This window comes from Denitratisoma sp. agr-D3 (assembly GCF_054658675.1).
This window is the reverse complement of sequence record NZ_BAAGIA010000001.1, coordinates 1015852-1029385: the sequence shown is the minus strand read 5'-3', so window position 1 is coordinate 1029385 and position 13534 is coordinate 1015852. Positions and strand designations below refer to the sequence as shown.

Genomic DNA, 13534 nt, shown 5'->3' with positions numbered 1-13534 from the left:
TCGGTATCGCCATGAACTTATTGTCCAATCTGAAAATCAGTGCCCGTCTCGCGATCGGTTTCGCGTCCATTCTTTTCCTCTGCCTGCTGATCAGCATCCTCAGCCTTTGGCGATTGCACGTGGTGGCCGAAACCACCAAGGAAATGATGCAGGTTCCCCTCTCCAAGGAACGCATGATCAGCGACTGGAGCCGCAACCTGCACTCCGGCGTTACCCGGGCGAGCGCGGTGGCCAAGAGTAGCGACCCTTCCCTGGTGGAGTTTTTCGCCGCCGCCAGCGCCGAATCCACCCGGCAATCCACTGAATTGCAAAAGAAAATCGAAGGTCTGCTGACCACCGATGCCGAAAAGGAACTGTTCGCCAAAATGGGTAACGACCGCAAGGCCTATCTATCCACGCGCGATAGCGTGACCCAGGCCAAAAAAGCCGGTCGCGCCGAGGAGGCCAATCAGCTCCTGGAACAGCAATTCCTGCCCGCCTCCAATCAATACATCGCCAGAATGCAGGAACTGCTGGCCATGCAGCGCACGAGCATTGACGAAATGGCGGCGCAGATCGACACCACCTACAAGCGCAGTTTCGCCATGCTGGCCGTCCTCGGCGTGCTGGCCCTGGCCCTGGGCGCGGTCATGACCCTGCTGATCACCAACAGCATCCGCTCCCCCCTGGATGAGGCCGTCAAGGTAGCCGAGCAGGTCGCCGCCCAGGACCTGACCGCCAACATCCAAGTGGCGGACAATCAGGACCACGAGTTGGCACGCTTGCAAAAAGCCACCCGGGTCATGATCCGCGAGCTGTCCACCATGATGCGCACCCTGAAACAACAGTCGGAAGACTTCAAGCATGCCGCCGGCACCCTATCCGACGCATCGACCCAGGTCAAGCACGGTTCCGACAACCAGTCCGAGGCCACCTCCTCCATGGCGGCCGCCCTGGAGCAGATGTCCACCAGCATCAGCCACGTCTCCTCTCTGAGCAACGACGCCCGCTCCATGTGCCAGGAAGCCGGCCAGCAGTCGGATGAGGGATACCGCGTCATCCACGCCATGGTGGAGGATATCCGCCAAATCGCCGAGACCATCCAGCACGCCGCTGCCGCCGCCGAGCAACTGGGGCGGGAGTCCGAACAGATTTCCAGCATCACCGATGTGATCAAGGAAGTGGCCAACCAGACCAACCTGCTGGCCCTCAACGCCGCCATCGAGGCGGCCCGGGCCGGGGAACAGGGTCGCGGCTTTGCCGTGGTGGCCGACGAAGTACGCAAGCTGGCGGAAAAGACCGGTCAGTCCGCCGAGGAAATCACCCGCATGCTGGCCTCGATCCAGAGCAGCACCCACACCATGTCCACCCAGATGGAAATTTCCGTGCAACGGGTGACCAAGGGAGTGGAAATGGCCCAGAGCGCCCAGACGTCGATTCAGAGCATCAACGAAGGCAGCGGTCGCCTGCTCACCGTGATCGGCGACGTTTCCACCGCCCTCAGCGAACAATCCGCCGCCAGCCAGGAAATCGCCAACCGGGTGGAAAACATCGTCCAGATGATCGAGGAAAACAACGAGTCCATGGCCTCCGTCACCAACATCGCCCTGGACCTGGATAGCGCGGCCGCCCGCATGCAGCAGGACGTGGCCCGCTTCCGTCTGCCCGCCTAAGGGGCTTGCCTCATCGGGACGGCCACGGCGGGCGGTTTCGGCCCATAATGGCCGATCCCGCCCCCCGCCCCCCGCCGCCCCCGATGAGCCAAGACAACGACAATCTGCGCGAAAAGGATCGCCTGGTACTCTTGCTCCAGGCCCTCGACTCGATCCTCAACATCGAAAGCGCGAGCGAAATCCTGGGCGAGGACTGCATCAAGGAATTCGACGCCGTGCGCGTCCTGGTCACCGCCTGGCTACGGGATGAATCGCCCCTGCCCAAGGAACAACGGCTGAAGATCCTGACGACCTTCACCGCCGCCCTGGCGGAAAAACTCCCCATGCTGCGCACCCTGGGCACCGCGCCGGACCGCATCCTGCACTGAGCAGCGCCTGCTGCCGCCCCCGCGCACACTCCCGCGCCATCGCCCCACGCGATGGCCCTTTCAGGCAGCCGCGTTGGCGACGCCCAGGCCAGCGGCGAATAAATCCCGCGTATAGGCGTCCTGCGGTGCCGCCAGCAACGCCTCGGTTTCTCCCATCTCCACCACCCGACCGTCCTTGAGCACCATGATCCGATGGGACATGGCCCGCACCACCGCCAGATCGTGGCTGATGAACAGATAGGACAGCCGATACTTGCGCTGCAAGGCGGCCAGCAGTTGCAGCACCTGCTGCTGGATCGACACGTCCAGGGCCGAGGTCGGTTCGTCCAGGATCAGCAAGCGGGGCTTGAGCACCAGCACCCGGGCGATGGCGATGCGCTGGCGCTGGCCGCCGGAAAACTCATGGGGATAACGATTGAGGGCAGTGGCATCCAGCCCGACCTCGGCCAGCACCTCGGCCACCCGTTGGGTACGTTCGTCCGCGGACAACTCCGGCTGGTGCAGGGCCAGGCCCTCGCCAACGATGTCGGCGATGGTCATGCGCGGCGAGAGGGAGCCGAAGGGGTCCTGGAACACCACCTGCACCTTGGCCCGCAGCGCCTTCAGCGCGGCGCGATCCATCCGTGCCAGGGATTGCCCGAGGAAGGCCACCTGACCGCCGACGGTCTTCTGCAAGCCCAACAGGGCCATGGCCAGGGTGGTCTTGCCGGAACCGGATTCACCGACGATACCCAGGGTTTCCCCTTCCGCCAGGGTCAGGCTGACTTGGCGCACCACCTCGACCGGCGTCTTGCGCCACCAGCGCCAATCGCTGCTTTTCCCGGGGAAGCCCACCGTCACCCGGTCCGCTTGCAAAAGCTGGGGTGCGTCGCCGGGAACGGCGTCCACTTCCCGGCGCGGCCGGCTCTCGATCAGCATCCGCGTGTAGGGTTCGCGGGGCGCGGCGAACAGCGCATCGGTAGCCGCGCATTCCACCAGGCGCCCCTTTTCCATGACCCCCACCCGGTGGGCGAAGGAGCGCACCAGGTTCAGATCATGGGTAATGAGCATGATGGCGAGGCCGTATTCCGCCTGCAAATCCTTCAGCAGTTCGACGATCTGGGCGCGAATGGTCACGTCCAGGGCCGTGGTCGGCTCGTCCGCCAGCAGCAGCTTGGGCTTGCAGGCCAGGGCCATGGCGATCATGGCGCGCTGGCGCTGTCCGCCGGACAGTTGATGGGGATAGCTATGGAACTTCACTTCCGGCTGGGGAATGCCGGTGCGGGCGAGCAAGGCCACGGCCCGCTGTTCCGCCGCCGCTCGCGGCAGGCCCTCGTGCAGCTCTATCGCTTCGACAATCTGGCGCCCCACGGAATACAGTGGATTGAGCGCCGTCATGGGTTCCTGGAAGATCATGGCGATCTCGGCGCCGCGAACGCCCCGCATCTGCCGCTCGCTCTTGTCCAGCAGGTTTTCTCCCTGCCAGAGAATCCGGCCCTGGGTCCGGGCGTCGGCCACCAAACGCAACACGCTGAGGGCGGTCACGCTCTTGCCGGAACCGGATTCCCCCACCAGGGCGAAGCGTTCGCCGGGCTGGATGGCAAAGCTCACGTCCCTCACCGCCTGGAAGGTGCTGTCACCTTGGCCGAAGCTGACGGAGAGATTGCGAATATCGAGCAAGGGCTGGCTCATTTCACCTCCGCCTTCCGGGTATCCAGGGCATCCCGCAGGGCCTCGCCCATGAAGGTCAGCAGCAACAAGGTGAGCACCAGCACGGCGAAGGTGGTCAGGGAAATCCACCAGGCATCCAAGTTGCCCTTGCCCTGGGCCAGCAACTCGCCCAGGCTGGGCACCGAGGGCGGCACGCCGAGGCCGAGGAAATCGAGGCTGGTCAGGGCCAGGATCGAGGCACTCATGCGGAAGGGCAGGAAGGTGATGACCGGCGTCAGGCTGTTGGGCAGGATGTGGCGCCACATGATCTGGCCGTTGGAAAGCCCCAGCGCCTTGGCGGCGCGCACGTATTCCAGTCCGCGATTGCGATAGAACTCGGCCCGCACGTAGTCCGACAGCCCCATCCAGCCGAAGGCGGAGAGCAGCACCACCAGCAGCCACAGGCGGGGCTCGAAGATGGAAGCGAAGATGATCAGCAGGTAAAGCTCGGGCATGGAACTCCAGATTTCGATCAGGCGCTGGGACACCAGGTCGAAGCGGCCGCCGAAATACCCCATCAGCGCCCCGGTCAGGGTGCCGATCGCCACGCCGATCAAGGTCAGCACCAAGCCGAACACCACCGACAGGCGGAAACCGTAGAGCAGCCGCGCCACCACGTCCCGTCCCCGGTCGTCGGTGCCCAGCCAGTTCTCGGCGGACGGCGGGGCCGGATTGGGGGACGGCGCAAAGTAGTTGAGGGTGTTGAAGGAATAGTGGTTGGGCGGATAAAGGGCGAAGTTGCCCGGCGCGGCAAAACGCTCGCGGATGAAGGGATCCAGGTAATCGGCCGGGGTGGGGAAATCGCCGCCAAAGGTGGTTTCCGGATAGTCCTGCACCAGGGGGAAATACCACTGACCGGCATAGCGCACGACGATGGGCTTGTCGTTGCTGATCAGTTCGGCCATGAGACTGAGGCCGAAGAGGATGACGAACAACACCAGGCTCCAATAACCCAGCCGATGACGGCGAAAACGCTGCCAGGCACGACGACCGGGGGAAAGGGATGTGACGGGACTAATCATAATGAACCGGACATGAAGATTTTGCGTCATTCCGGACACGCGCAGCGTGCGCCGGAATCCAGCGGCTGGGCACGCAAACGCCACTGGATTCCCGCCTGCGCGGGAATGATCGGAGCCAACCAAGAACCATTGCATCCATTTTGTCCATGGGCGTTCCGGTCAATCCAATGCGTCGAAGTTGATACGCGGGTCCACCAGGACGTAGCACAGGTCCGAGATCAGCTTGGTCACCAGGCCGATCAGGGTGAACAAATAGAGGGAGCCGAGCACCACCGGGTAGTCGCGCCGCACCACGGACTCGTAGGACAGCAGGCCCAATCCGTCCAGGGAGAACAGGGTCTCGATCAATAGCGAACCGGTGAAGAAGGCACCGACGAAAGCCGCGGGAAAGCCGGTGACCAGGGGAATCAGGGCGTTGCGGAAAACGTGGCGCCACAGCACCGTGCGCTCCGACAACCCCTTGGCCCTGGCCGTGAGCACGTACTGCTTGCGGATCTCCTCGAGGAAGGCGTTCTTGGTCAGCATGGTGATGATGGCGAAACTCCCCACCACCGAGGCGGTGATGGGCAGAGCAATGTGCCACAGATAATCCATGGCCTTGCCCATCAGGCTCAACTGGTCCCAGTTGTCCGAGGTGAGGCCACGCAAGGGAAACCACTGGACGAAACTACCGCCGCCGAACAGCACCAACAGCAACACCCCCAACACGAAGCCGGGAATCGCATAGCCCACCAGCACCACCAGGCTGGACAAAGTGTCGAAGCGCGTCCCCGCCCGCACCGCCTTGGCGATACCGAGGGGCACCGAAATTAGATAGGTCAGCAGGAAGGTCCAGAGCCCCAGGGTGATGGACACCGGCAGCTTGGATTGGATCAACTCGCCCACGCTCATATGGCGGTAATAGCTTTGACCCAGGTCGAACACGGCGAAGCGCTTGAGCATCATCACGTAACGCTCCAGGGGCGGCTTGTCGAAACCATAGAGCGCCTTGATCTCCGCCAGGCGTTCCTCGTCCACCCCCTGGCTGCCCTTGTAGAAGCCGCCGCCCCCGCTTGCCTCGCCACCTGCCCCGCCCTGGCCGTGACGCAACTCGATCATCATCTGCTCGACGGGACCGCCGGGTACGAACTGGATGACGATGAAGGTCAGGGTCACCACGCCGAGGAGCGTGGGGATCATCAACAGCAAGCGTTTAAAGAGATAGCTCAACATGCTCAGTTACTCCACCACGTCATCAACACCCACTCATTCGCCGTGTAGTACAGCGGCAAGGTGGTGGGGAAGCCCAGGTCGCGCTTGTAGGCCACCCGGTGGGTGTTGCTATAGAACTGGGGAATCACGTAGTGGCCCTGCATCAGCACCCGGTCCAGGGCGCGGCAGGCGGCGGCCAGGTCTTCCCGGGTCGTGGCGCGCAACACCTGTTGCACCAGGCTATCCACAGCCGGCGAACGCAGGCCCATGAGGTTTTCCGAGCCCTTCATGGTGGCGCTCTGGCTGCTGAAACGGTCCACCAATTCGTTGCCCGGGCTGGTGGAGGTGCCGTAGAGGTAGTGGGTGACGTCGAAGTCGAAGTCCTCCAGGCGCTTCTGGAACAAGGCGTTGTCGATGACCCGCTGCCGGGCCACGATGCCCAGGCGCTCGAGGTTGCGGGCAAAAGCGCCGTCCACCCGGGTCAGCACGCCGTTGTCCAGCAGCTCGAATTCGAAGGCTTCGCCCTTGGCGTTGCGCAGGGCACCGTCGCGGTAGGTCCACCCGGCTTCGGCCAGCAGTTCCCGAGCCTTGCGCAGGTTGTCCCGCAGACTGGCTGGGGGCGTGGTCTTGGGCGGTGGCGACAGGGCAGCAAAGACGCCCGCCGGCAACTGGCCGCGCAGGGGATTGAGCAGCTTGAGTTCGTCGGCCCCTGGCAGGCCGCCCGGGGTGCCCACCGCCGTGAGGTCGGTGTTGGAAAAGAAACTGTCGAGGCGGGTGTATTGGCCGAAGAACAGTTGCCGGTTCATCCATTCGAAATCCAGTGCCAGGCCCAGGGCCTCCCGCACCCGCGGGTCCTGGAACAAGGGCTTGCGCAGATTGAAGATGTAGCCCTGCATACCCGCCGCGTTGCGATGGGGGAATTCGTGACGGATCAGTTCGCCGCTGCGGAACTTCGGCCCCTGGTAGCCCCGTGCCCAGTTCTTGGCCCGCATCTCGATGCTCACGTCGAAATCGCCGGCCTTGAAACCTTCCAACTGGGCGGTGTCGTCCTTGTAGAGCCGGTACACCACCCGTTCGAAATTGAACATGCCCTTGCGCACCGGCAAATCCTTGGCCCACCAGTCGGGATTGCGACGATAGGTGATGGAACGACCGGGATCGTATTTCTCGATCAGGTAGGGGCCGGAGGAAACGGGCTTTTCAAAGCCGAGCTTGTCGAAGCTGGGCGTCTTGCCATCGGGCTGACGGCCCCAGTCCTTGGAAAACACCGGCATGCCGCCCACGATCAGGGGCAGCTCGGCATTGGCGTGCTTGAACTCAAAGCGTACCTCCCGCTCGGACAGCACCGTCACCCGGGCCACGTCGGCGAACAGGGAACGGTACATGGGGCTCGCTTCCTTGCCGACCAGGGTGTCGTAGGAATCCTTCACATCCTGGGCCAGCACGGGGCGGCCGTTGGAAAAACGGGCCTTGGGATTGAGACGGAAGGTGACCGACAGCTTGTCCGTCGCGACGCGGATGTCGTCCGCCAGCAGGCCATACATGGAGGCCACTTCGTCGCTGGAACCGGCGGCCAGGCTTTCGAACATCAGGGTGCCGATGCCGGGAGCCTGGATGCCCTTAAGGGAAAAAGGGTTGAACTTGTCGTAGCCGGTCTGCTGCACCGGCGACAGCACCAGGGTGCCACCCTTGGGCGCGGCGGGATTGACATAGTCGAAGTGATCGAAGCCCGGCGCGTACTTGGGCTTGCCGTATTGGGCGATGCCATGGTCAGCCAGCGCCGGCCCCGCCCCCAGCCCGACCACGCCCAACAACAAAAGCCGTCGCAACAGGCGACCCGGGGATGGCAGGAATGGACGGTGGCGGAAAAGGTGCATCGTGAAAACCGGGTGAGAGGGACAAATACGGCATCGAGAGGGGATCATAACCGGGACATCCCCGGAACAAATCCCTCGCCGTGTTTTACAACAGGCAAGGCACCATGAACGGTGAGTTAGGGCCCGGCGATGCCTGTTTTTCGCGGGCCATGCCGGTGGATATGAATGCGAGTGATTAGCATTAGTCAAATAAGCGCTAAACCTTGATTCTTCGCGGCTCCCGTGCGATTCTTCGCGCCATCCAACCGCAGGAGAAAAGCCATGAAAGGCGACAAGAAAATCATCGACATCCTCAACGGTCTGCTGGCCGGTGAATTGACCGCCGTCGACCAGTACCTGATCCACGGCGAAATGTACAACGACTTCGGCCTGCCCCATCTGGGCGAAAAGAGCCTGCACGAATCCGACCACGAGCGCCAACACGCCCGCGCCCTGATTCAACGCATCCTCTTCCTTGAGGGCGTGCCCAATTTGTCGAAGCGGGATGCCCTGAAGATCGGCAAGACCGTGCCGGCCATGCTCAAGGCCGACCTGGAAGTGGAATACCACGTGGTGGGTGAACTGAAGAAGGCCATCGCCGCCTGCGAAAAGGCCCAGGACTACGTGACCCGCGACATGCTGCTGGTGCAATTGGAAGACACCGAAATGGACCACGCCTACTACCTGGAAAAGCAATTGCGACTGATCGACCTGGTGGGTCTGCAAAACTACCAGCAGAGCCAGATGAAGCCGGGCGAAGGCGCTTAAGGAGAACAGCCCATGAAAACCGACAAGAAGATCATCGACATCCTCAACAAGGTGCTCAAGAACGAGCTGACCGCCATCAACCAGTATTTCCTCCACGCCCGCATGTTCCGCAACTGGGGCCTGGAAAAGCTCAACGACTACCAGTACAAGCAGTCGATCCGGGTGATGAAGGAAGCCGACGAGTTGATCGAACGCATCCTCTTCCTAGAGGGCCTTCCCAATCTGCAAAACCTGGGCAAGCTGCTGATCGGCGAAAACGTGGTGGAGTGCCTCAAGGGCGATCTCACCTACGAAAAGGACATCCAGCGCCCCCTGCTGGTGGAAGCCATCGCCCTGTGCGAATCGCTCCAGGACTACGTCAGCCGCGACCTGCTGACCGAACTCCAGGAAAAGTGCGAGGAAGCCATCGACTGGCTGGAAACCCAGCAAAGCCTGATCAAGGACGTGACCCTGCCCAACTACCTGCAATCCCACATGGAGCCCGGCGGCGACTGATCGCCACCGACCCTCCCGGGCCGCAGCATGCTGCGGCCCTTTTGTTTTTGTATCCCCATGACTGAAAACGACCAGCCAGTTCCTGCGGCGGATACGCCGCCTACGCCGAGCAACGAGAACACCACCCCTGCTGCCGCCCCGGAAACCAAAGCCCAACCCTGGCGCTGGCTGTGGCGCATCGCCCTGCTGGCCCTCTTTTTCTATCTGCTCGGTTACTTCAGCAATCCCGTCACCACACCCCTGATGTGCAAGATTTACGGCTGACGCCCCCTGTGGCATGCTGCGCCCCCTCCCATCCCGCCTGATGCCGTGACCCGCACCGACGCCTTTCCCGCCCTGCTCCTGGCCTTGCTGGCCGCCCTCGTCCTGTCCGGTTGGTCGCCCTTCGACCGTCCGACCTGGCTGATGGAAGTCATGCCGGTGATGATCGCCCTGCCCCTGCTGGCCCTCACCCGCCGCCGCTTTCCCCTCACGCCCCTGCTCTACGGCTTGATCGCCGTGCATTGCCTGATCCTGATGCTGGGCGGCGCCTACAGCTACGCCCGGGTGCCTCTAGGGTTCTGGCTCCAGGACTTGTTGCAACTGGCCCGCAACCCCTACGACAAAATCGGCCACTTTGCCCAGGGCTTTGTCCCCGCCCTGATCGCCCGGGAAATCCTGCTGCGGGGCGGCTACGTCGCCGGCCGCAAGATGGCCGCCTTCCTCAGCCTGTGCGTCGTGATGTTCGTCAGCGCCAACTACGAACTCATCGAGTGGGCCGCCGCCCTGGCCCTGGGCCAGGGTGCGGACGAATTCCTCGGCACCCAGGGCGACCCGTGGGACACCCAGTCGGACATGTTCATGGCCCTGCTCGGCGGCAGCCTTGCCCTGCTTTGCCTTTCCCGCTGGCAGGACCGGCAGATGGCCCGCATCGGCGCCCGCTAGGCAGTTCCAGGGCAACCCAACGGGCCGCCAACGGACCGCCCATTGCGCCGTTGCCGGGGACAGGGCCAGCATGGCCCCGTATAATTCCCCCCTTTACCGCAACACCTCGATTCCCGTGCCCGTATCGCCCTCTGCGCTGCTGCCGCAGCTCTCCGCTTTGGCCCTGCCCAAGGCTGGCTTGCGTCTCGATCTGCCCGCCCTGGCCGGTTCCGCCGACGCCCTGGCCATCGCCCAACTGGCCGGCACGGGCCGCCTGCTGCTGGTACTGACCGCCAGTCCCCTCGACGCCCAGCGCCTGCAAGAGGAAATCAAGTGGTTCGCGCCGGGACTGCGGGTCCATCTGCTGCCGGATTGGGAAACCCTGCCCTACGATAGTTTCTCGCCCCACCAGGACCTGATCTCCGAACGCCTTGCGACCCTCTACGCCGTCACCCAGGGCGAATGCGACGTGCTGCTGGCGGCGGCCACCACGGCCCTGACCCGCATGGCGCCCACCAGCTTCATGGCGGCGCACACATTCTTCATCAAGAAGGGCGACAAGCTCAACCTGGACAAGCTCAAGGATCAACTCACCGTGGCCGGCTACGCCCACGTCACCCAGGTGGTGGCCGCCGGCGAATACAGCGTGCGCGGCGGCCTGGTGGATTTGTTCCCCATGGGCACGGTGCTGCCCTATCGCATCGAACTGTTCGACGACGAAGTGGAAACCCTGCGCACCTTCGACGTGGACAGCCAGCGCACCCTCTATCCGGTGCCGGAGATTCGCCTCCTGCCGGCCCGGGAGTTTCCCCTGGGCGAGGCCGGCCGCAACAAGTTCCGCCAGCGCTTCCGCGAGACCTTCGAGGGCGACGCCTCCCGCATCGCCCTCTACAAGGACGTGTCCAACGGCACCCTGCCGGCGGGCATCGAGTACTACCTGCCCCTGTTCTTCGACGAAACCGCCAGCCTGTTCGACTACCTGCCGCGCGGCGGCCAGGATACCCATCTGCTGCTCCACGGCGACGTGCCCGCGGCCATCGCCGAGTTCTGGACCGACACCCGTGGCCGCTACAAGATGCTGGGCGGCGACCGTTCCCGTCCCGTCATGGCGCCGGAGGACATCTTCCTCGGCGACGACGCCTTCTTCACCGCCACCCACGCCTATCCCGCCCTGCGCCTGGGCAGCGGCCAGGGCGCCGGTGCGCTGGCCGCCCCGTTGCCGGCAGTGGAGGTGAACCGCAAGGCCGATGCGCCCCTGGCCGCCCTGGAACGTTTCCTCGCCGGTTTCCAAGGCCGGGTGCTGCTCCTGGCCGAATCGGCCGGGCGGCGCGAGACCATGGCCGAATACCTGGCCGAACACGGCCTCCAACCCGCCCCCTGTACCGAGTTCTCGGCCTTCGTCGGCGACGAAGCTGCCTTCATGCTCGGCGTGGGCCCGGTCAGCGGCGGCTTCATCTTGCCCGAAGCCGGACTCGCCGTCATCACCGAGAACGAGCTTTACGCCGCCACCGCCCGTCCCCGCCACAAGCGGGAAGCCGCACGCCGGGCCAATCTGGAAGGCTGGCTGCGGGATCTGTCGGAACTCAAGATCGGCGACCCGGTGGTGCACGAGAACCACGGCATCGGCCGCTACCAGGGCCTGGTGCATATGGACTACGGCTCCGGCAGCGAGGAGTTCCTCCATCTGGAATACGCCGAAGGGGCCACGCTGTACGTACCGGTAGCCCAACTCCATGTGATTTCCCGCTACAGCGGCGTCGATCCCGAAGCGGTGGAATTGCACCGCCTGGGGTCCGGCCAGTGGGAAAAGGCCAAGAAGAAGGCCGCCGAACAGGTGCGCGACACTGCCGCCGAACTGCTGCACCTCTACGCCCAGCGGGCCGCCCGCAAGGGCCACACCTTCGAATTCAAGCAACACGACCTGGAAGCCTTTGCCGACGGTTTCGGCTTCGAGGAAACCCCGGACCAGCAGGCCGCCATCAACGCCGTGGTGGAGGACATGCGTTCCGGCAAGCCCATGGACCGGCTGGTCTGCGGCGACGTGGGCTTTGGCAAAACCGAAGTTGCCCTGCGCGCCGCCTTTGTTGCCGTGGCCGACGGCAAGCAGGTGGCCGTGCTCTGCCCCACCACTCTGCTGGCGGAACAGCACTACCAAAACTTTGCCGACCGCTTTGCCGACTGGCCGGTGAAGGTGGCGGAAATCTCCCGCTTCCGTTCCGCCAAGGAACAGGACGAAGCCATCAAGTTGCTGGGGGAAGGCAAGATCGACATCCTCGTCGGCACCCATCGCCTGCTGCAAAAAGACGTGGCCTTCTCCCGTCTAGGCCTCGTCATCATCGACGAAGAACACCGCTTTGGTGTGCGCCAGAAAGAAGCCCTCAAGGCCCTGCGGGCTGAGGTAGACATCCTCACCCTCACGGCCACCCCCATCCCTCGCACCCTGGGCATGAGCCTGGAAGGCCTGCGGGATTTCTCGGTCATCGCCACCCCGCCGCAAAAGCGGCTGGCTATCAAGACCTTCGTCAGCAAGTGGAGCAAGGGCCAGATCCGCGAAGCCTGCCTGCGGGAATTCAAGCGCGGCGGCCAGGTGTACTTCCTCCACAACGAGGTGGACACCATCGAGAACATGAAGCAGCGGTTGGAAGAACTCATGCCCGAAGCCCGCATTGTCGTCGGCCACGGCCAACTGCCGGAACGGGAACTGGAGCGGGTGATGCGGGAATTCACCCAGCAGAAGCACAATCTGCTGCTCTGTTCCACCATCATCGAAACCGGTATCGACAACCCCCACGCCAACACCATCATCATCAACCGGGCCGACAAGTTCGGCCTGGCCCAGTTGCACCAGTTGCGCGGCCGCGTCGGCCGCAGCCATCACCAGGCCTACGCCTACCTGCTTACCGACGAACACGCCAAGCCCACCGCCCAGGCCCAACGGCGGCTTGAGGCTATCACTGCCATGGAGGAACTGGGCTCCGGCTTTTTCCTCGCCATGCACGACCTGGAAATCCGCGGCGCGGGCGAAGTGCTGGGGGATAACCAGTCCGGCGAAATTCACGAAATCGGCTTTGCCATGTACACCAACATGCTCAACGCTGCCGTGAAGGCATTGAAAGAAGGCAAAGCCGTGCCGGACCTGACCCAGCCCCTGGGTGTTACGTCAGAAATCAACCTGCGGGTGCCCGCCCTGCTGCCCAACGACTATTGCCCCGACGTGCACGAGCGGCTGACCCTCTACAAACGCTTCGCCAACTGCGACAGCGAAGACGAACTGCGGGACTTGCAGGAAGAGTTGATCGACCGTTTCGGCGAACTGCCCAACCAAGCCCTGTGCCTGCTGGAAACCCACCGCCTGCGCCTGTTCTGCCGCAGCGTCGGCGTTTCCAAGCTGGATGCGGGCGACAAGAGCATGACCCTGCAATTTGTGCCCAATCCGCCTATCGAGCCCATAAAGATCATTCAATTGATCCAGAGCGATCGCACATTCAAACTGGCAGGGCAGGATAAACTCACTTGGTTGAAGGCCACGCCGACGCTGAAGGAGCGGGTGGCGGCCCTGAAAGAACTCTTCAAGAAATTGGTGAATTGAC

11 protein-coding genes are annotated in these 13534 nt (G+C 63.4%); 7 read left to right on the top strand and 4 right to left on the bottom strand.

Annotated features, from left to right (window positions below):
* The first annotated feature begins 11 nt into the window (after window positions 1-11).
* A complete protein-coding gene (locus ACYQ2U_RS04930) occupies window positions 12-1652 on the top strand; it encodes a methyl-accepting chemotaxis protein (protein ID WP_459949209.1) in 1641 nt (546 codons plus the stop codon).
* Window positions 1653-1735: 83 nt separating this feature from the next.
* Window positions 1736-2020, top strand: a complete 285-nt coding sequence (locus ACYQ2U_RS04925; protein ID WP_459949208.1) for a hypothetical protein — start codon at window positions 1736-1738, stop codon at window positions 2018-2020.
* A 60-nt stretch (window positions 2021-2080) separates the two neighbouring features.
* On the opposite strand, the gene ACYQ2U_RS04920 is transcribed toward ACYQ2U_RS04925, so the two are convergent.
* The 4 genes from ACYQ2U_RS04920 to ACYQ2U_RS04905 all read right to left on the bottom strand — a co-directional run bounded on the left by ACYQ2U_RS04920 (window position 2081) and on the right by ACYQ2U_RS04905 (window position 7751).
* On the bottom strand, window positions 2081-3691 hold the full coding sequence (locus ACYQ2U_RS04920; protein WP_459949207.1) for an ABC transporter ATP-binding protein: 1611 nt from the start codon (window positions 3689-3691) through the stop codon (window positions 2081-2083).
* Window positions 3688-4731, bottom strand: coding sequence for an ABC transporter permease (locus ACYQ2U_RS04915; RefSeq protein ID WP_459949206.1), 1044 nt, complete (start codon window positions 4729-4731; stop codon window positions 3688-3690). Before ACYQ2U_RS04915 ends, ACYQ2U_RS04920 begins: the two co-directional genes overlap by 4 nt.
* 159 nt (window positions 4732-4890) lie before the next feature.
* Window positions 4891-5943, bottom strand: a complete 1053-nt coding sequence (locus tag ACYQ2U_RS04910; RefSeq protein ID WP_459949205.1) for a microcin C ABC transporter permease YejB — start codon at window positions 5941-5943, stop codon at window positions 4891-4893.
* A gap of 2 nt (window positions 5944-5945) precedes the next feature.
* On the bottom strand, window positions 5946-7751 hold the full coding sequence (locus ACYQ2U_RS04905) for an extracellular solute-binding protein (protein ID WP_459949204.1): 1806 nt from the start codon (window positions 7749-7751) through the stop codon (window positions 5946-5948).
* Window positions 7752-8060: 309 nt separating this feature from the next.
* Between ACYQ2U_RS04905 and bfr (ACYQ2U_RS04900) the strand changes: the two genes are divergently transcribed.
* The 5 genes from bfr (ACYQ2U_RS04900) to mfd all read left to right on the top strand — a co-directional run bounded on the left by bfr (ACYQ2U_RS04900) (window position 8061) and on the right by mfd (window position 13533).
* Window positions 8061-8546 carry a bacterioferritin gene (gene bfr, locus ACYQ2U_RS04900; RefSeq protein ID WP_459949203.1) on the top strand — a complete coding sequence of 162 codons (486 nt, stop codon included), beginning with the start codon at window positions 8061-8063 and terminating at the stop codon, window positions 8544-8546.
* A gap of 12 nt (window positions 8547-8558) precedes the next feature.
* Window positions 8559-9041, top strand: a complete 483-nt coding sequence (gene bfr, locus ACYQ2U_RS04895) for a bacterioferritin (protein ID WP_459949202.1) — start codon at window positions 8559-8561, stop codon at window positions 9039-9041.
* 57 nt (window positions 9042-9098) lie between these two features.
* Window positions 9099-9305 carry a hypothetical protein gene (locus ACYQ2U_RS04890; RefSeq protein WP_459949201.1) on the top strand — a complete coding sequence of 69 codons (207 nt, stop codon included), beginning with the start codon at window positions 9099-9101 and terminating at the stop codon, window positions 9303-9305.
* Between the two features lie 45 nt (window positions 9306-9350).
* Window positions 9351-9965, top strand: a complete 615-nt coding sequence (locus ACYQ2U_RS04885) for a DUF2238 domain-containing protein (protein ID WP_459949200.1) — start codon at window positions 9351-9353, stop codon at window positions 9963-9965.
* A 70-nt stretch (window positions 9966-10035) separates the two neighbouring features.
* Window positions 10036-13533, top strand: a complete 3498-nt coding sequence (gene mfd, locus ACYQ2U_RS04880; protein WP_459949199.1) for a transcription-repair coupling factor — start codon at window positions 10036-10038, stop codon at window positions 13531-13533.
* Window position 13534 lies beyond the last annotated feature (1 nt).

Coding starts and splice junctions, on each gene's coding strand:
- mfd (WP_459949199.1), top strand. CDS start 10,036: ATGGCCCCGTATAATTCCCCCCTTTACCGCAACACCTCGATTCCCGTG.
- ACYQ2U_RS04925 (WP_459949208.1), top strand. CDS start 1,736: ATGAGCCAAGACAACGACAATCTGCGCGAAAAGGATCGCCTGGTACTC.
- bfr (WP_459949203.1), top strand. CDS start 8,061: ATGAAAGGCGACAAGAAAATCATCGACATCCTCAACGGTCTGCTGGCC.
- ACYQ2U_RS04930 (WP_459949209.1), top strand. CDS start 12: ATGAACTTATTGTCCAATCTGAAAATCAGTGCCCGTCTCGCGATCGGT.
- ACYQ2U_RS04920 (WP_459949207.1), bottom strand. CDS start 3,691: ATGAGCCAGCCCTTGCTCGATATTCGCAATCTCTCCGTCAGCTTCGGC.
- ACYQ2U_RS04915 (WP_459949206.1), bottom strand. CDS start 4,731: ATGATTAGTCCCGTCACATCCCTTTCCCCCGGTCGTCGTGCCTGGCAG.
- ACYQ2U_RS04910 (WP_459949205.1), bottom strand. CDS start 5,943: ATGTTGAGCTATCTCTTTAAACGCTTGCTGTTGATGATCCCCACGCTC.
- bfr (WP_459949202.1), top strand. CDS start 8,559: ATGAAAACCGACAAGAAGATCATCGACATCCTCAACAAGGTGCTCAAG.
- ACYQ2U_RS04890 (WP_459949201.1), top strand. CDS start 9,099: ATGACTGAAAACGACCAGCCAGTTCCTGCGGCGGATACGCCGCCTACG.